At 70.3% G+C, this 16832-nt stretch carries 17 protein-coding genes; 10 read left to right on the forward strand and 7 right to left on the reverse strand.

Going from position 1 to position 16832, the window contains the following annotated elements:
* The first annotated feature begins 40 nt into the window (after positions 1 to 40).
* The 3 genes from ACIBK3_RS19035 to ACIBK3_RS19045 are packed head-to-tail and all read left to right on the forward strand — an operon-like array spanning position 41 to position 3035.
* The gene (locus ACIBK3_RS19035) at positions 41 to 1285 is read left to right on the forward strand and encodes an NAD(P)/FAD-dependent oxidoreductase (RefSeq protein WP_266586718.1); all 1245 of its coding nucleotides are present in this window, start codon (positions 41 to 43) and stop codon (positions 1283 to 1285) included.
* Positions 1286 to 1338: 53 nt separating this feature from the next.
* Positions 1339 to 2175 carry a mycofactocin-coupled SDR family oxidoreductase gene (locus tag ACIBK3_RS19040; protein WP_266586720.1) on the forward strand — a complete coding sequence of 279 codons (837 nt, stop codon included), beginning with the start codon at positions 1339 to 1341 and terminating at the stop codon, positions 2173 to 2175.
* 38 nt (positions 2176 to 2213) lie between these two features.
* Positions 2214 to 3035 (forward strand): NAD(P)-dependent oxidoreductase, encoded by an 822-nt coding sequence (locus tag ACIBK3_RS19045; protein WP_266586722.1) that lies wholly within the window; start codon positions 2214 to 2216, stop codon positions 3033 to 3035.
* 29 nt (positions 3036 to 3064) lie between these two features.
* Here ACIBK3_RS19045 and ACIBK3_RS19050 read toward each other — a convergent pair whose 3' ends face one another.
* The 3 genes from ACIBK3_RS19050 to ACIBK3_RS19060 form a co-directional block, all read right to left on the reverse strand.
* Complete coding sequence (locus ACIBK3_RS19050) at positions 3065 to 3259, reverse strand: ferredoxin (protein WP_266586724.1); 195 nt, start codon at positions 3257 to 3259, stop codon at positions 3065 to 3067.
* 67 nt (positions 3260 to 3326) lie between these two features.
* The gene (gene fdxA, locus ACIBK3_RS19055) at positions 3327 to 3677 is read right to left on the reverse strand and encodes a ferredoxin (RefSeq protein WP_266586726.1); all 351 of its coding nucleotides are present in this window, start codon (positions 3675 to 3677) and stop codon (positions 3327 to 3329) included.
* A gap of 14 nt (positions 3678 to 3691) precedes the next feature.
* Complete coding sequence (locus ACIBK3_RS19060; RefSeq protein ID WP_269652471.1) at positions 3692 to 5122, reverse strand: FAD-dependent oxidoreductase; 1431 nt, start codon at positions 5120 to 5122, stop codon at positions 3692 to 3694.
* A 235-nt stretch (positions 5123 to 5357) separates the two neighbouring features.
* Between ACIBK3_RS19060 and ACIBK3_RS19065 the strand changes: the two genes are divergently transcribed.
* Both ACIBK3_RS19065 and ACIBK3_RS19070 read left to right on the forward strand, forming a co-directional pair.
* Positions 5358 to 6194, forward strand: a complete 837-nt coding sequence (locus tag ACIBK3_RS19065; RefSeq protein ID WP_266586730.1) for a hypothetical protein — start codon at positions 5358 to 5360, stop codon at positions 6192 to 6194.
* 73 nt (positions 6195 to 6267) lie between these two features.
* Complete coding sequence (locus tag ACIBK3_RS19070; RefSeq protein ID WP_266586732.1) at positions 6268 to 7410, forward strand: amidohydrolase family protein; 1143 nt, start codon at positions 6268 to 6270, stop codon at positions 7408 to 7410.
* Between the two features lie 157 nt (positions 7411 to 7567).
* Here the strand turns inward: ACIBK3_RS19070 and ACIBK3_RS19075 are convergent, their stop codons facing one another.
* Positions 7568 to 9037, reverse strand: a complete 1470-nt coding sequence (locus ACIBK3_RS19075) for an NAD-dependent succinate-semialdehyde dehydrogenase (RefSeq protein WP_266586734.1) — start codon at positions 9035 to 9037, stop codon at positions 7568 to 7570.
* A 205-nt stretch (positions 9038 to 9242) separates the two neighbouring features.
* Between ACIBK3_RS19075 and ACIBK3_RS19080 the strand changes: the two genes are divergently transcribed.
* The 3 genes from ACIBK3_RS19080 to ACIBK3_RS19090 all read left to right on the forward strand — a co-directional run bounded on the left by ACIBK3_RS19080 (position 9243) and on the right by ACIBK3_RS19090 (position 12109).
* Positions 9243 to 10685 carry a carboxyl transferase domain-containing protein gene (locus ACIBK3_RS19080; protein ID WP_266586736.1) on the forward strand — a complete coding sequence of 481 codons (1443 nt, stop codon included), beginning with the start codon at positions 9243 to 9245 and terminating at the stop codon, positions 10683 to 10685.
* A 49-nt stretch (positions 10686 to 10734) separates the two neighbouring features.
* Entirely contained in the window at positions 10735 to 11064 is a 330-nt protein-coding gene (locus ACIBK3_RS19085; protein WP_266586738.1) for a DUF4286 family protein, read from the forward strand.
* A 106-nt stretch (positions 11065 to 11170) separates the two neighbouring features.
* Complete coding sequence (locus ACIBK3_RS19090) at positions 11171 to 12109, forward strand: VOC family protein (RefSeq protein WP_266586740.1); 939 nt, start codon at positions 11171 to 11173, stop codon at positions 12107 to 12109.
* 73 nt (positions 12110 to 12182) lie between these two features.
* Here the strand turns inward: ACIBK3_RS19090 and ACIBK3_RS19095 are convergent, their stop codons facing one another.
* Positions 12183 to 13340, reverse strand: a complete 1158-nt coding sequence (locus ACIBK3_RS19095) for a thiolase family protein (RefSeq protein WP_266531566.1) — start codon at positions 13338 to 13340, stop codon at positions 12183 to 12185.
* Positions 13341 to 13366: 26 nt separating this feature from the next.
* Complete coding sequence (locus ACIBK3_RS19100; RefSeq protein WP_266586742.1) at positions 13367 to 13786, reverse strand: Zn-ribbon domain-containing OB-fold protein; 420 nt, start codon at positions 13784 to 13786, stop codon at positions 13367 to 13369.
* Positions 13787 to 13929: 143 nt separating this feature from the next.
* On the opposite strand from ACIBK3_RS19100, the gene ACIBK3_RS19105 reads away from it, so the two are divergent.
* On the forward strand, positions 13930 to 14637 hold the full coding sequence (locus tag ACIBK3_RS19105) for a TetR/AcrR family transcriptional regulator (protein WP_266586744.1): 708 nt from the start codon (positions 13930 to 13932) through the stop codon (positions 14635 to 14637).
* Between the two features lie 44 nt (positions 14638 to 14681).
* Here ACIBK3_RS19105 and ACIBK3_RS19110 read toward each other — a convergent pair whose 3' ends face one another.
* Positions 14682 to 15449, reverse strand: coding sequence for an SDR family NAD(P)-dependent oxidoreductase (locus tag ACIBK3_RS19110; RefSeq protein ID WP_266531572.1), 768 nt, complete (start codon positions 15447 to 15449; stop codon positions 14682 to 14684).
* Positions 15450 to 15637: 188 nt separating this feature from the next.
* Between ACIBK3_RS19110 and ACIBK3_RS19115 the strand changes: the two genes are divergently transcribed.
* Positions 15638 to 16810, forward strand: a complete 1173-nt coding sequence (locus tag ACIBK3_RS19115; protein WP_266531574.1) for a thiolase family protein — start codon at positions 15638 to 15640, stop codon at positions 16808 to 16810.
* Positions 16811 to 16832 lie beyond the last annotated feature (22 nt).

Below are 16832 nucleotides of genomic sequence, written 5' to 3' on the forward strand. Positions count from 1 at the left end.
GCACCGGCCACAGCGGGGCGTGCAGCGGAGAGGAAAGCACGTGAGGGCCGACGTGCGGCAGGTGGTGGTCGTGGGCGCCGGCCTCGGTGGTCTGACCGTGGCAGAGGAACTGCGCAGGCTCGGCTTCGGCGGGTCCGTCGTCGTGGTCGGCGCGGAGGCCGAGCCGCCCTACGACCGGCCGCCGCTGTCGAAAGAGGTACTGAAGGGCACGCGCGCCAACCCGCCACTGCTGCGCGAGCCGAAGGAACTGGACGCCCTCGGACTGGATCTGCGGCTGGGCACCGTGGCGAGGGGCGTGGATACCACGGCTCGCCGAGTCCACCTGGAGGGCGGCGGAGAGCTGCCCTACGACGTGCTCGTCATCGCGACCGGCGCACGGGCCCGCCGGTGGGAAGCCGCCGGTGCCGCGGCGAACGTCTGGTCCCTGCGCACCGCACAGGACGCCGCCCACATCGCTGCGGCCGTCGCGGGCCGGGGCCGCATCGGCGTGCTCGGTGCCGGCTTCATCGGGTGCGAGGTGGCGGCCAGTGCCCGGGAGACGGGCTGCGACGTGACCCTCGTAGAGGTCCGCTCGGCGCCACTGTCACACGCGCTCGGTCCGCAAGCGGGAGCCGAGATCGCCAGACGCCATCGGGCGGCCGGGGTCGACTTGCGGTGCGGGGTGACGATCGACGAGGTCGTCCTGGACGGTGAGAACCTTTCCGCGGTCCGGCTCTCCGACGGCAGGAGTGTCGCGCTCGACGCGTTGGTGGTCGGCCTCGGCGTCGTCCCGGACACCGAGTGGGTCGAGGGCTCGGGGATCGCGGTCGACGACGGCGTCGTGTGCGACGCGTCCGGGCGGACGTCCCACGAGGACGTCTACGCCGTCGGCGACGTCGCGCGCTGGGTCAATGCACGCACCGGTCGGCACCGGCGGATCGAGCACTGGACCACCACGACCGAGCAGGCGGCGATCGTGGCGAGTGGCATCGCCGGGCACGAGCGCCGGGTGCTCGACGAGGTGCCGTACTTCTGGAGCGACCAGTACGGCACGAAGATCCAGTGCGTCGGCGAACCGGACGCGGGCGCCGACATCACCGTACGGATGACCGGTGCGGGCGGAGACCGGCCGCTGTACCTCTACAGCCGTCACGGCGAGCTGACCGGCGTCCTCGGATTCGGTCTCGCCCGCGTCGTGACGCGGCTGCGGGCGCTGGTCACGGAACGGACGGCACTCGGGGACGCCCTGGACGTTGTCGACGGACTGCACCCGCAGGCGCCGTCACGGACGAATTCACCAGCATGAGGAAGACGGCGCGTCACCGTCCAGGTGAGGCCCCGTCGGCGAGGAGAAACGACATGACAGGTCGGGTTACGGGCAAGGTCGCACTGATCACCGGTGCCGCACGCGGGCAAGGACGCAGTCACGCCGTCCAGCTCGCCCGCGAGGGCGCGGACATCATCGCGGTCGACTATCTCACCTCCTTCGACACCATCAGCTACCCGATGGCGACGCAGGAGGATCAGCAACAGACGGTGAAGGAGGTCGAGGCGCTCGGCCGGCGGATCCTCACCATCCAGGCCGATGTCCGCGACGGGGCCGCCATGCGGAAGGCGGTGGCCGACGGCGTCGCGGAGTTCGGCAAGATCGACGTCGTGGTGGCCAACGCCGGTATCTGCGCGATGACGAAGGACCAGCCCCTGCAGGCGTGGGTGGACGTCAGCGGCGTCGACTTCGGCGGCGTGCTCAACACCCTCAACGCGGCGATTCCGCACCTCGGTGCCGGTGCCTCGCTGGTGGTCACCGGTTCCCTCGCCGCCCTGGTCAAGGGCGGCCCGAGCAAGGAGCCGGGCGGCGTGGCCTACGCCTGGGCCAAGCGCTCGCTCGTCTCGCTTGTCCATGACCTCGCGCTCGTGCTGGCGCCCCACTCCATTCGCCTCAACGGGGTGCACCCGACCAACTGCAACACCGACATGCTCCACCACGAGGCCATGTACCAGACGTTCCGGCCGGATCTGGAGCACCCCACGCGCGAGGACGCGACCGAGGCGTTCCCGGTGATGCAGGCCATACCGGTGCCGTGGGTGGAACCCTCGGACGTCAGCCAGGTGATCGTCTTCCTGGCCTCGGACGAGTCGCGCTACATCACCGGGCAGTTCATCAACTGCGACGCCGGAGGACATCTCAAAATCTGATCGAGCGGTATCCGGCTGCACAGCGCGGAGGAGGACTGATGCGCGTCGGTTTCGTCGGCCTGGGCGACCAGGGCGCGCCCATCGCCGCGCGCATCGCGGCGGCGGGGGTCGACTGCACGGTGTGGGCCCGCCGCCCCGAGACGCTCGACCCCTTCCGCGCCGGTCCGGCCCGGGTGGCCGACGCCCTCGCCGACCTCGGCGAGGGCGTCGACCTGCTCGGGACCTGCCTGTTCGACGTGGCCGGCACATGGGAGGTCCTCTTCGGGCCGGCCGGTGTCGCACCGGCGATGCCGGCCGGCGCGACGATCGCGGTGCACAGCACGATCTCGCCCGACGAGGTGCGGGCACTGGCCCGCGAGGCCGCGACGTACGGTCTGCACCTGCTGGACGCCCCGGTCAGCGGTGGCCGGATCCGCGCGGAGGCGGGCGAACTCATCACGATGGTCGGCGGCGAGCAGAGCACGTTCGCCCGCTTCGAGCCGCTGCTGCGGACGTTCTCCGCCGAGGTCGTGCACGTGGGACCCGTGGGTGCGGGCCAGCACGCCAAGTTGCTGAACAACGCCATGCTTGCCGCGCACCTCGCCCTCGCGGCGGACGCCTTCCGGATCGCCGAAGGCCACGGGATCGATCCCGTGGCCTTCGGAAAGGTGCTCGCGGGCGGCTCGGGCCGGAGCTTCGGCGTCGAAATGTACGCTCGTGCCGGCGGACTGGCGGCCGTCGCCCGGTCCCAGGCCCGGCCGACGCTCGGCAAGGACGTCGCACTGCTGGCCGACTCGATGGTGTCCGCCCGCGAGGGCGGGCTTCTGCTCTCGGCAGCCCGAGCGGCGATCGCCGGGCTCGACGCGGCCGCCGACGACTGAAGGACGACGCCGGCGGCCGCATTCGCGTGTCAGGAGCTGAGCGTGATGGCGCGCTCCGGGCAGTTGGTGGCCCCGGCGCGCGCCGCGGCCTCCAGCTCCGGGGGCACCGCCTTGTCGGAGCCGATGTCGCTGTAGCCGTCGTCGTCCACGGTGAAGACCTGCGGGGCGACCGCGTTGCAGCGCGCGTGACCGCTGCACTTGGCCGAGTCGACGGATGCTTTCATGTGCTGTGTCCTTTCCTGGGGGCGGCGGGGCGTGTGTCGGCCCCGCGCCGGGTGAGGTTCGAGTCGGTCAGGCCCCGGCGCCGACCTGCGGTGGCTGCGCCACGACGAGGGGGGTGTCGGCGTCGACCGGACCCACGGACCGCGCTCCGCCGGGATTGCCGAGCGGCGCCCCGTCGACCAGCGGAAGGGAGAAGAAGGCGGCGTTGTCGGCGATCGACGCCTGAAGGGCTTCCGGCACTTCCTGATCGAAGTAGACGGCGTCGTTCGGGCACACCGGTGCGCAGGCGCCGCAGTCGATGCATTCCTCCGGATTGATGTACAGGGCTCGGGCACCCTCGTAGATGCAGTCGACCGGACACTCGCGCACACACGCGCGGTCCTTGAGGTCGACGCACCTGGTGGTGATGACATACGGCATGACGGACTGCCTCCTCACGTTCGTGGCGCGAGCCGCGCCGCATCCGAAACCGCGTCGGCGCGCGCCCGGTCGACGACGTCGTGCATCTGGGTGAGCGAGGTGAGCTTGACGCGCGGTCGCCCGAGCGGTTCGCCCCTCGCCCGCTCGTGACGGTCGATCGACAGCCACGCGTTCCAGTCGACGGAGGCCGGAACACCACGGCGGATCCATGCCCGCACCTCGTCCGGCGCGGCACTCGCACGTCCGTTGAGCCGTCCCCGGCGCAGGTCGTCGAGAAGGGCCGTGACGGTGTTCTCGGCGTCCGACTTGTTCGTGCCGATCACCCCCGAGGGCCCGCGTTTGGCCCAGCCGACGACATACTCACCGGTCAGGGCCACGCTGTCGGGGCCCACCAGCCGGCCGGCGACGTTGCGCAGGACGCCGGTGTGCGGATCCAGCGGAAGGCCCTCGACCGGGCGCGCGCGATAACCGACCGCGCGTATGACGAGGTCACAGGGCAGCACCTCGTGCCGGTGGGTCGGCCGCGCGACGACGCGCCCGTCCAGATCGGCTTCCAGTACGTTGTGCGCGGTGCGGACCGCGCTCACGCGCTCGCCCGCAGGATCACCCAGGAGTTCGACGGGCGAGCGCAGGAAGCGGAGTTCGATGCGCCGGCTGCCCGGCGAGGCCGGGCGCCGGGAGAACTCGGTGAGCAGCGCCAGCCGCCGTGCCGCCGGTGAGTCGGCCCCGTGAGCGGCCAGCTCCCGGGCACTGTGCGGGTCGAGCTGGAGCTCGGCCGGATCGACGACGACATCCACGCCGTCGAGCCGGCCCAGCTCCAGCAACTCCGGTGTGCTGAAGGCGGACTGGACCGGGCCGCGCCGGCCGAGCACGCTCACCCGGCGCAGCGATGAGGAGGCGAGCGCGTCGATCGCCCGGTCAGAGGCGTCGGTTGTGCGAAGGGTCTCCTCGGGCAGTACGAGCATACGTGCCACGTCGAGCGCGACATTGCCGTTCCCCACGACCACGGCATGGGAGCCGCCCAGGTGGAACCTCCGGTGCGCGTGGGCCGGGTGGCCGTTGTACCAGCAGACGAAGTGCGTGGCCGGATGCGATCCGGACAGGTCCTCGCCGGGGATGCCCAGCCGTGCGTCGAGTTCGGTGCCCATCGCGTACACGACCGCCGTGAACCGTTCGAGCACCTCGGCGCGGGTGATCGCCTCGCCGAACTCGACGCCGCCGAAGAAGCGGACAGCGGGATGCGCGGCCGTGCGCTCGAAGACGCGGGCCACAGACTTGATCTTGGGATGGTCGGGTGCGACGCCGGCTCGCACCAGCCCGTAGGGGGTCGGCAGGCAGTCGAAGAGATCGACGGCCATGCCCGCGCGCACGAGGTGATCGGTCGCGTAGAACCCTGACGGGCCGGCGCCTATGACGGCGATTCGGGGCGGGGGAGTCTGGGCCACGGCTCGGACCTTTCCGGCGACGACGTCGAGCGGAACCTGAACCGTTCCGGGCTTCGAAGGGGCTGTGGTGCACCATACCGTATCAATTACGGGAAGCTCCCTCCAGTGGTGGTGCGCAGTGCTGTCGGCCGAAGTCCGGGCGTGTTGGCGCAGCGGGCTCCCACGTCCTTGCCCCGATGTGGCGAGGTAGTTACAGTAGGGCTATCGGTATCGTCGATGAGGACGGAGGGCCACTATGCGGGCCCCTCTCGCGGTCGAACGTCTCGGGCAGGTGAACCTGTTCACGCGGTCCTTGGACGCGGAGCTGACTCTGCAGCAGGACGTTTTCGGCGCACGGGTTCTCCGGCGGTGGGGGGACGGGCCGGCGGGCAGCAGGCATGCCCTGGTCCTGATCCATCGCACCGGTGTCGAGACGTTCGCCCCGACCGCGCCGGGCGGGGCCGTCGCACTCCGGTCCGACGGCAACGGCTGGGATTCGCTGCAGTGGCAGGTGTCCTCCCTGGGCGATGCCGTCACGGCGCTGCGAGAGCACGGCGTCCGGGTCGGCGAAGACGCCGACGGCCGCGCCTTCGTGCGCCCAAAGGACATGCACGGCCTGGCGATCGGGCTCACTGACCGCCGCGCCGAGAGCCATGACCGCGACCTCGTGGACCGCGAACCCGCCTTCTGGTCGGACGAACATGCCCTCGGGCTCGTGGGCGGCGCGACCGTCAAGGTGGTCGCGGCACAGCCGGAGAAGGCCGCCGCCGATCTCGCCGCGCTGGTGGGCCGGGAGGCGTACGTCGTCGAGCGACGGCACCTGAACATGGCCGGGCACGGAGTGCGGTTCGACGACCATGCCGTCGAGTTCGTCGGCTCGGCGACCGGCTCGCGGGCGGACCTCGCCGGCGGCCATCTCGTCGAGCGCGGGGAGCGGATCTTCTGCCTGACCTTCACGGTGCGGGATCTGCTCGCGGCGCGGACGTTCCTGGTGGGAAGGGATGTGCGGTTCGAGCAGTTCGGCCGGCACAGTCTCCTCCTCGCCCCGGTCGACGCCGGGGGAGCGCGCATCGAGATCACCGACACCGACTGAGCCGCCTCCGCGTGTGATCGCGGAGTTCAGGCGAGGTGGGTGACACCTTGCTGACTGGAATGTGGAGGACCGCATGCTGCCACCTGATGCCCAGATCGTCTCCGTGGACGACCACGTCATCGAGCACCCGAACGTCTGGACCGACCGCCTGCCCAAGAAATACCGGGAGGCCGGCCCCCGGATCGAGCACCGGCCGGACGGCAGCGACGTATGGATCTACGAGGGCGCGCTCGCCGGCACACTGGCCCTCAACGCGGTGGCCGGCAAGGATCCCAAGGACTTCGGGCTCGATCCGCGCAGCTACGACGACATGCTTCCGGGCTGCCACGACATCCACGACCGCATCCGGGACATGGACCTCGAGGGCGTCTGGGCCCAGATGTGCTTCCCGAACATGGGCGGATTCGCCGGCAGCGGATTTGCGAAGTCGAAGGATCTCGACCTCGCGGCCGCGTGCGTCCGGGCCTACAACGACTTCATCCTGGACGAGTGGTGCGCGGCCTATCCCGAACGTCAGATTCCGCTGGTGATGGTGCCGTACTGGAACGTCGAGCAGAGCGTGGCCGAGATCGAGCGGACAGCGGCCAAGGGTGCCAAGAGCGTGACCTTCCCGGAACTGCCCGACCGGCGGGATCTGCCGTCATGGCACAGCGACCACTGGGACCCGGTGCTCGCGGCCGCCGCCGCCCACGACCTGCCGCTCTCGCTGCACTTCGGGTCGGGCGGTAGCCCGCAGGCCTCACCGGAGGCGATGAGCACGAACTTCACCGTGGGCATCTCGCTGTTCGGCCTCAACTCGATGTCCGCGACCGCGGAACTGCTGCTCTCGCCCGTCTTCCACAAGCACCCGAACCTCAAGGTCGCGCTGTCCGAGGGCGGGATCGGCTGGATGCCGTACATGCTTGAGCGCATCGACGTGGTGTGGGAGCGGCACCGCTGGTACAACGACGTCAACAAGGACGTCCGTCCCTCGGAACTGTTCAAGGACCACGTCTACGGGTGCTTCATCTCCGACCGGGCCGGTGTGTTCACACGCCATCTGATCGGCGTGGAGAACATCATGTTCGAGAGCGACTACCCGCACTCCGACAGCAACTGGCCCCAGACCCGCAAGTTGCTCGAGAACGTCATGCTCGACGTTCCGGACGACGAGGTCCGCCTGATGGTGGAACTCAACGCCCGCCGTCTGTACAACTTCCCGCGCTCCGACGCCTGAGGCACAGCACCGCCCCGCCCGGCCACCGACATGTGAGGGGACAGTGTCGGTGGCCGGGCGGGGCTGCGTCTGACGCCCGCGGCTGCGCCGTACTTGAAGAGCGGCGCGGGCCGACGGGTGCGCCGTGCACGCACCGGAAAGGCACGTCCGCGAGGAGTCACAGCGTGATGCCGACCAGCTTGGTGTCGAGGTACTCGTCGATGCCCTGCGGTCCGCCCTCGCGACCCAGCCCGCTGTGCTTCGTGCCGCCGAACGGCGCGGCGGCGCTCGTCGGGTTGATGTCGTTGATCCCCACGATGCCGAAGCGCAGCGCCTCGGTGACCCGCAAGGCGCGGGAGAGGTTCTCGGTGTAGACGTACGCCGCGAGACCGTAGGCCGTGTCATTGGCCATGGCGATGGCCTCGTCCTCGTCGTCGAAGGCGATGACCGGGGCGATCGGGCCGAAGGTCTCCTCGTGGTAGATGTCCATCCGTGGTGTCACGTCGGTCAGGATGGTGGGGGCGAAGAACCGGCCGCCCGGCAGGCGCGGGTCGGTGAGCCGTTCGCCGCCGGTCAGCACCTTCGCTCCGTGCCCGACGGCGTCTGCCACCTGCCGCCGCATCTTCGTCATGGCGGCCTCGTCGATCAGCGGGCCGATGCTGACGTCCTGGTCGAGCCCGTTGCCGGCCTTCATCGCGCTCACCCGCTGGACGAGGACGTCGAGGAAGTCGTCGACCAACTCCCGCTGGACGAACACCCGGTTGGGGCAGATGCACGCCTGACCGGTGTTGAGGAATTTCACCAGGCCGAGGCCCTTCGCGGCGCGCCGCGGGTCGGCGTCGCCGAAGACCAGGAACGGGGCGTGACCGCCGAGTTCGAGCGACACCCGCTTGACGGTCTGCGCGGCCTTGGCGCCCAGCATCATGCCGACCTCGGTCGACCCGGTGAACGTCAGCTTGCGGACGGCCGGGCTGTCCAGCAGGGCGTCGCCGACCGGCGCCGGGTCGCTCGTGGTGACCAGGTTGACGACACCCGCGGGCAGGCCTGCGTCGTGCAGCACCTGGAAGACCGCGACGGCGCACAGCGGGGTCTGCTCCGCCGGCTTGAGCACGATCGTGCACCCCGCGGCGATCGCCGGTGCCACCTTGCGTGTGATCATGGAGACCGGATAGTTCCATGGAGTGATCGCGGCGACCACGCCGACCGGCTGACGCATCGTCATGAAGCGGTGGCCGGCCCGCGAACTCGGGATGGTCGCGCCATAGACCCGCTTGGCCTCCTCGGCGTACCAGCTCAGGAAGTCCGCGGCGTAGCGCACCTCGTTGCGGGCCGCCTTCAGCGGCTTGCCCTGCTCCTTGGTCATGAGGACGGCGAGGTCCTCCGCGCGCTCCAGCATCAACGCGTGCGCGCGCTCTAGGTACGCCGCCCGCTCGTAGGCGGTCGTGCGCGACCACGAGGCGAACGCCGCCGCGGCGGAGTCGACCGCGCTCCGCGCCTCGGACGCCGATCCGTCCGAGGCCGCGCCCAGCACGGACCCGTCGGCGGGGTTGAACACGTCGAACTCCCGGCCCAAGGCGGCTGCCCGCCACGTTCCGTCGATGTACAGCGTGGCCGCGGAGGTCGACCGGGCGGAGTTCTCGGCAGTCATGGAGCGGGCCTCCAGATGGAAGTCGGATGGGCTTTACGGTATACCTTTCGGGATGCCTTGTCAGTGCGTGTGACCAGCATTTTCCGATGTCGCGGGTGTGACGTTTGCCGCGTTGTCGGGCGGCTCGGGAATTGAGATGGTTGGTGGACCATCAATCTGTTCGCCCGAGCCTCACGCTCGATGGCACCCCTTCGATGGGAACTCCATGACCGTCGAGCGCAATCACGTGGGCCTGTCCATGCCTTCGCTGACGCACGAGTGGGATGCCGATCTCGCCTCGGCGAACCCGCTCCGTTTCCCCGGCTACGACGCTCCGGCCCCGCAGGACGAGTCCGTCCGTACGGGTGTCGCCGAGCATCCCCGTGGTCCCCTCGTGGTGATCGAGTGCCGGTTCGACCGGCACGGCGGCACGATGGGTGTGGCCGCCGGTGAACGCATCGTGCGCGCTTTCGACCGAGCCCGAGAGGAGCGGCTGCCGGTCGCCGCGTTCGTGGCCAGCGGCGGTGCGCGGCTGCAGGAGGGCCTGGTCTCGCTGACCCAGATGGCGCGCACGGCCGGCGCTGTCGGGCGCCTTCGCCGCGCCGGCCTGCCGTTCGCCGCGGTGCTGCGGCCGCACACGACCGGCGGCGTCTACGCGTCCTGGGCCTCCCTCGCCGACGTCCTCGCCGCCGAGCCCGGGGCCACGATCGGATTCGCCGGTCCCCGGGTGGTCGCGCAGGTGACCGGCTCCTTCCCGCCCGCCGACTCGCACACCGCGCAGGCCGCCTACACGCAGGGGCGGGTCGACGCACTCGTCGGACCCGAGGCCCACTGGGTGTGGCTGGGCGACGCGCTGTACGGTCCCGGGCCGGCGCTGCGACTCCCGCCCGGGCGTCCGCTGCCGGCTCCCCGCAAGCCGATGCCCCGCGACCCCTGGGCCGCCGTCCTGCACGCGCGGGATCCCCGCCGCCCCTCGGGGCTGGAGTGGAGTGCCCTGCTGACCGAGGGCTGGGTGGAGCTGCGGGGAGGCGACCCGGCCGTCCGGGCCGGCCTGGCCGTCATGGCGGGCGAACGCCTCGTCGTCGTGGCGATGGACCGGCACAGCCGACCTGACGCGGCCGCGCGCGTACTCCCGGCCGGATTCCGCCTGGCCCAGCGCGCGTTCGACCTCGCCGAACGGTTGCGGCTGCCGGTGCTCACCTTGATCGACACTCCCGGCGCCGAGCCCGGACCGGCGGCCGAGGCCGACGGTGTGGCCGGTGAGATCGCCCGGACGCTGCTGGCGATGTCCGGCCTGACCGTGCCCACGGTGGCCGTGTGCGTCGGGGAGGGCGGCAGCGGAGGAGCCATGGCCTTCGCGTACACCGACCGCCTGTTCCTGCTGGAGGGATCGGTGTTCTCCGTCATCGGTCCGGAGCCGGGAGCCGCGGTCCTCTTTCGCGACGCGTCCCGGGCGGCGGAGCTGGCGCGGTCGTTCCGGCTGACCGCCGTGGAACTCGCACGGCTCGGGGTGGTCGACGACGTGCTCCCGGACGGTGACGTGGGCGCGGTCCGGTCCGCGGTCCTCGTGGCCCTGCGCGAGGCGCACCCCGGCGAGCGGGACGCACGCATGGACAGGCTCGCCCGCAGCCACCTGCGAAGGCCCTCGATGATGTGCCGCCCGGAGTGAGTCCGGGCGGACGGCGCACGACCCGGCACACCGTGAAAGGAATGGTGGGATGAGCACTGCGATGTTCCTGGCCTGGAGCAGCCCGGCGGGCCCCGAGGCGGAGGACGAGTTCAACGACTGGTACGTCAACACGCATGTCCCGCAGGTGCGCGAGGCCGTCCCGGCCGTCACGGCCGTGCGCCGCTATGCGGTCCTGGGCACCGGTGAGGAGTCCGGACCCCGGCGGTACCTGTGCTGCTACGAGCTGAGTGACGCCGATGCGGCGAGCGCGGCGCAGGCGCTGGCCGCGGCCTTCGACAACGGCCGGTTCGACATGTCCCCGGCGATGGACACGACCACCGCGCCACCCGACCTGCAGTTCCTCGTCCCGGTCGACTGACCCCTCGGTCCGATGTGCCGCGCCGGCATGTCCGGGCGCTGCGCAAGATGAGACTGTAAGCCTTACGATAAGCAATACGGAAGGGTTACCCGTCGGAGGGACGGTCGTGCGGAAGCAGGCGAAGAAGACCGGTGACTTCGGCATCGGCATGATGATCCACGCGGTCCACATGACCGATGACGTCACGAAGCTCAACCAGTTCTACGAGGACGTGTTCGGCGGCCTGGTCTACATGGGCGTCGACGAGCCCAACTTCCTCCCGCCGGAGGACAGGTGGGCCGGACTGATCATGATCAGCGACCTGTGCATCGAGACGATGGCACCCAACACGCCGGTCGATGCGACCAAGCCGGTCGGGAAGTTCTACACCAAGTTCGGTCAGCACCTGCACTCGGTCGGCTACCTGGTGGACGACCTGGTCGGGCTGGGCAACCGGATGATCGGGAAGGGCCTTTACATCGGCAGGCCGGGCGGCGGCAAGATTGAGGAGATGGACCCCGACACGCAGTACTTCTACCCGAGCCCACGCGACACCGCGGGCCTCATGGTCGAGCTGTGCAAGGTCCACATGCCGGACGACCCGCGCGAGCTCGGAACCTGGTCCTCACAGCGCAAGTTCTGGGAGACCAGCCACCCGCTCGGCATCAAGCGCATGCTGTACGTGACCCTCGGGGTGAAGGACCTCGAATCGGCGGTGAAGACCTACGTCGACGTCATGCAGGCCGTGCCGATCGCCGAGGGCGTCGACGACGGCGGGCAGTACAAGTTCGCGACCGTCCACCTCGGCGACTGCCTGCTCCAGCTCGCCGAACCGCTCGGGCCTCACTCGCCGCTGGGCAGGCACGTCGCTCAGTGGGGCAACATGATCTACTCGATCACCTTCCGGGTCAACGACCTGGACTCGGCTCAGAAGTGGCTGAACGGCAAGGGCATCAGGACCTCCCGCCCGCGCCCCGGCCTGCTCGCCGCCGACCCGCAGGACACCTTCAACGCGCCGTACTTGTTCACCACGGACGTACTGGAGGGCGATCCGTTCGAGGAGTGATCCCGCGTATGCGGCGGGCCCGTGCGGAGTCCCTCCGCACGGGCCCGACATTGTCCGGGTACGCAAGGGCGCGTCACTCGGCGGTGATGAGGGCGCAGCCGGAGAACGGGCCGACGGCGTTGCTCACCACGCCGGCCGTCGGCCGGCCCGGCAGCGCGCGCTCACCCGCCGTACCGCGCAGTTGACGGGTGACCTCGATGAAGTAGTTCGCGCCGTGCCGGCGTCCGATGTTGCAGGCGCCGCCGTCGGTGTTGGTCGGGATGACCCCGTCGGCCCGGGTGTGCCCGGACGACACGAACGGACCGCTCTCGCCGATGCCGCAGAAGCCGAGCGCCTCCAGCCACTGCAGTGCGATGAAGGAGAAGCCGTCGTACAGCCCCGCCACGCCCACGTCCGACGGCTTCAGGTCCGTGCGCGACCACATGCGCCGGGCGGCCCGGAACGGGGACGACTGCGTCATGTCCTCGACCAGGCTGAAGTCGCTCTCCTGGGTGGTGCCCATCGCCCAGGACTCGAAGAACACCGGCTTCTGGCGCAGGTCGCGCGCCCGCTCCTCGGTGGTGAAAATGAGTGCCGAGCTTGAGTCGACCGGGTAGTCGCAGTCCAGCAACCGCAGGGGCGCGGCGATGTAGCGCGCGCTCAGGTAGTCGTCGATGGTGAGCGGTTCGGTGAAGAAGGACTCGGACGGGTTGGCGATCGCGTACTCGCGCTGGGCGACGGCGAAGGCGCCGAAGTCCTCTTCCTTGGTGCCGTACATCGCCATGTGCCGCTGCATGTACAGCCCGGCCCAGTGGGAGCCGGTGAAGGAGCCGTAGGGCATGGTGAACTGGAAAGGCCCGGGCGCGCCGCGTTCCATGCCCGGGACCAGCGAACTGCCACCCGCCGCGCCCGCGCGATGCACGGTGCGCAGGGTCAGGACCGTCTCGGCGCTGCCGGAGGCGATGGCGGCGATGGCGTGCTGCGCGGCCATCGAGTAGGCGGCGCCGTCGACCGACCCGGAGTAGAACGCCAGGTCGGGGATGCCCAGCATCGCCGCGGTGTGTGTCGCCGACACGTACTGGTGCGGAAAGCTGTGCACGACGACGCCGTCGATGTCGGCCGGCTTGACACCGGCATCCTCCATCGCGGCGATGGACGCCTGGGCGGTGAGGGTGTCCAGCGACAGGCCGGTGTCACGGCCCACCGTCGAGTAGCCGACGCCGACGATCGCGACGCGCTGTTTCTTGGGCACGGGAGTCCTTTGGGGGTGGTTGTCGGTCAGGCCCGTACCAGACGGAAGACGGGCAGGTCGATCTCGTCGCTGAGGGCGCGGAAGCACACCTCGACCGGATCACCCACGTTCACGCCGTCGGCCGGGAGATCGACGATGTTGGTCAGGAGCTTCAGCCCCGGTCGGTCGTCGAGTTCGACCACGGCGATGCACAACGGGAGCTTGTCGGCGAAGGAGGGGTGGAACGCCTGCGTCGCCGTCGTGTAGCTGTAGACGGTCCCGCGGCCGGACACCTCGGCTCCGCCGAGGTCGAAGGAAAGGCAGGAGTGGCACACCGGCTCGGGCGGATGCTGGTAGGTGCCGCAGGCCGAGCAGCGCTGGATCATCAGCTCATGGCGGCGGGCGGCTTCCCAGAAGAAGCTGGTCAGCTCGTCCGGAGCGGGCAGCAGGGGCGGTGACTCGGTCATGCCCGGTCTCCCTGTCGGTAGGCCTGTCGGTAGGGGGAACGCATTGCTAGCGTGTCATACAGTAAGCCATGCCGTATCCTCGTCGAGGTCTCTGGTCGCCCTCTCGAGCGCCTCGCGCTCAGACTCCCGGTGAGGATCGAATCGTGCCGAACGAAAAGCGGCAGACGACCCGGCACCGTCGCAAGCGCGGGTCGATCAGTGCCGACGAAATAGTGGAGGGCGCCTTCGCGGTCGCTCGTCGGCGCTCCCTGGACCAACTGAGCATGCCGTCTCTCGCCGAGCATCTGGGCATCGGTGTGACCAGCCTCTACTGGTACTTCCGAAAGAAGTCCGACCTGCTCGGCGCGATGACGGACGTCGCGGTCGACCGGTTCCTCACCCGGATGCCCGCGGTACGTACCGAGGACAGCTGGCAGCGGGCCATGCTTGAGCATTTCACCGCGCAGCGCACCGTCCACCGGGAGGACGAGGTTCTCTCCGACCTGCTGCTGACCCGGACGTCCAGCTACGGCGCCGAGGCGACGCGGCGGACGATGGAGCTGATCGAGGCCATGGTCGGCAAGCTCGTCGACGCCGGGTTCACCCCTGACGCCGCCATGCTGGCGTACAACGCCTTCTCGGTGTACACGCGGGGCCACATCATCCACGACCGCCTCCTGCGCCGGTCGAACACGCCCACCCTGGACCAGCGGCAACAGCGCATGACCGACTGGTCCTCGATGCCGGTCCTGGCGAGTCTGCTCGACCGGCATCCGCTCGCCGGCACCACGGACGAGGACTTCGCCTTCTCGGCCGCCCGGTTGCTGTGCGGCTTCGAGGTGGCGCTCGCCGAGCAGGGCGAGCAGACCTGACCCGCCGGGCCGACCGGGCGTGGGTCAGAGGTTGAATCGCTGGGTCAGAGGTTGAACCGCAGCGCGCCGTCGATGCGGATCACGGTGCCGTTGAGATAGTCGTTCTCGGCGATGTGCACGGCGAGCCGGGCGTATTCGTCGGCGTGTCCCATGCGCTTGGGGTTGGGCACCCCCGGCCCCCATTTGGCCTGTGCCTCCTCTTCGGTCATGCCGTAGGCGGGCGTGAAGAAAGTGCCGGGGGCGATGCACATGACGCGCACCCCCGCGGGGACGAGGTCCCGTGCCGCGGTGAGGGTGAGCCCGATGACGCCACCCTTGGCCGCGGAGTAGTCGCTCTGCCCCGCCAGGCCCTCGAAGCCGGCGATGCTCGCGGTGGAGACGACGACGCCGCGCTGGCCGGAGTCGAGCGGTTCGTTGTGGGTCATCGCCGCGGCGGCCTTGCTCATCACGCGGTAGGTGCCGGTGAGGAAGATGTCCATCGTCCGGGCGAAGATGTCGGCCGAGTACGGGATGCCGTCCCGGCCGACCATCCGGCGCCCGGCCGCCGGACCGCCGTGGACGATGACGGCCGTGCGCAGCGGCCCCAGCTCGGTCGCGGCGGCGACCGCCTGGTCCACCGACTCGTCCTTGGTGACGTCGGTGGGCACGAAGACCACGGCGTCGCCGAGTTCGGCGGCCAGGGCCTTGCCCTTGTCCTCGGCGCGGTCGGCCACCACCACCTTCACGCCGGCCTCCACCAGGCGGCGGGTGGTCGCCTCGCCGAAGCCGCCGGCGCCGCCGGTCACGAGTGCGGACGATCCGGAAAGATCCACGATTCCTCCTGGGGAAGACGCGCCCCGGCGGCGTTCCGTCGGGCGGCGGCGGGTCGATGCCCCGACTGGAAACAGCAGGGTTCGATTCACCGGAAGTACTGTACTGTTGCAGCAACAGTATTGACTACTGTTTCGCGTCGGCCATCAGGGCGCCGCGGACCCGAGGCCATCACCCCAGAGAGGTGCACGTGTCCGCTCCAGTCATCGTCAGCGCAGTACGCACTGCCATCGGCACCGCCCGCAAGGGCACTCTCGCCAACACCGACGGCGAGACCCTCGCCTCGGCGATCGTCGAGGAGACGGTGCGCCGATCGGGGCTCGAACCCCAGCGGTTCGACGACATCCTGCTCGCGGAGAGTCAGTACGGAGGCGGTGACCTGGCGCGCTACGCCGCCGTCGTGAACGGCATGCTGGACGTGCCCGGCGTCGCGCTCAACCGGCACTGCGCCGGCAGTCTCACCTCCATCGGCCTGGCGGCCGCGTCGGTGCAGTCCGGCATGGAGTCGGCGCTCGTGGCCGGTGGTGTGCAGGCGACCTCGATGGCGCCGCGGCTCAGGCAGCGGGTCGCCGGCACGGCCGACGAGTACGCCGACTGGTATCCCGCGTCGCACCCGAACTCGCCCGAGGCGCCCAACTTTGACATGTCGATCTCGGTCGGCTGGAACACCGCCAAGGCCGTCGGCATCACCCGCGAGGAACAGGACGCCTGGGCCTGCCGGTCGCACCAGCGCGCGGTCGCGGCGATCGACGCCGGCAAGTTCGCCGACGAGATCGTGCCGCTCAAGTTGGACGGCCCGGGCGGCGCCCCGGTCGAGTTCGCCGTGGACGAGCACCCCCGGCGCGACACCTCGTTGGCGAGGCTGGCCTCGCTGAAGGTGCTGCACCCCGAGATCCCGGGCTTCTCCATCACCGCGGGCAACTCCAGCGGCATCAACGACGCCGCCGCCGCGGTGGCCGTGACCGGCGCGGAAGTGGCCTTTGACGAGGGGCTCACGCCACTGGCGAAGATCCTCGCCTGGGGCGCGGCCGGGGTCGACCCGGCGCTGATGGGCTTCGGGGCGCTGCGCGCGGCCGACAAGGTGCTGCGGCGAGCCGGACTGACGTACGCCGATGTGACGCTGTGGGAGATCAACGAGGCGTTCGCCGCCGTCCCGATCGCCGCCTGCAAGGAGTTCGGGCTGGACGAGGAGCGGGTGAACTTCAGCGGCAGCGGGTGCAGCCTCGGCCACCCGGTGGCCGCGTCCGGTGCCCGCATGGTCGTCACGCTCGTGCACGAGTTGCGGCGGCGCGGCGGCGGTCTCGGGCTCGCGACCATGTGCGCCGGTGGCGGCCAGGGCGGCGCGGTCCTCATCGAGGTCTGAATCGACTGAACGGGCGCCTGGA

It is taken from the genome of Streptomyces sp. NPDC050287 (assembly GCF_044459385.1).
Taxonomy (GTDB): Bacteria; Actinomycetota; Actinomycetes; order Streptomycetales; family Streptomycetaceae; genus Streptomyces.

Coding starts and splice junctions, on each gene's coding strand:
- ACIBK3_RS19040 (WP_266586720.1), top strand. CDS start 1,339: ATGACAGGTCGGGTTACGGGCAAGGTCGCACTGATCACCGGTGCCGCA.
- ACIBK3_RS19045 (WP_266586722.1), top strand. CDS start 2,214: ATGCGCGTCGGTTTCGTCGGCCTGGGCGACCAGGGCGCGCCCATCGCC.
- ACIBK3_RS19050 (WP_266586724.1), bottom strand. CDS start 3,259: ATGAAAGCATCCGTCGACTCGGCCAAGTGCAGCGGTCACGCGCGCTGC.
- fdxA (WP_266586726.1), bottom strand. CDS start 3,677: ATGCCGTATGTCATCACCACCAGGTGCGTCGACCTCAAGGACCGCGCG.
- ACIBK3_RS19065 (WP_266586730.1), top strand. CDS start 5,358: ATGCGGGCCCCTCTCGCGGTCGAACGTCTCGGGCAGGTGAACCTGTTC.
- ACIBK3_RS19070 (WP_266586732.1), top strand. CDS start 6,268: ATGCTGCCACCTGATGCCCAGATCGTCTCCGTGGACGACCACGTCATC.
- ACIBK3_RS19075 (WP_266586734.1), bottom strand. CDS start 9,037: ATGACTGCCGAGAACTCCGCCCGGTCGACCTCCGCGGCCACGCTGTAC.
- ACIBK3_RS19080 (WP_266586736.1), top strand. CDS start 9,243: ATGACCGTCGAGCGCAATCACGTGGGCCTGTCCATGCCTTCGCTGACG.
- ACIBK3_RS19085 (WP_266586738.1), top strand. CDS start 10,735: ATGAGCACTGCGATGTTCCTGGCCTGGAGCAGCCCGGCGGGCCCCGAG.
- ACIBK3_RS19100 (WP_266586742.1), bottom strand. CDS start 13,786: ATGACCGAGTCACCGCCCCTGCTGCCCGCTCCGGACGAGCTGACCAGC.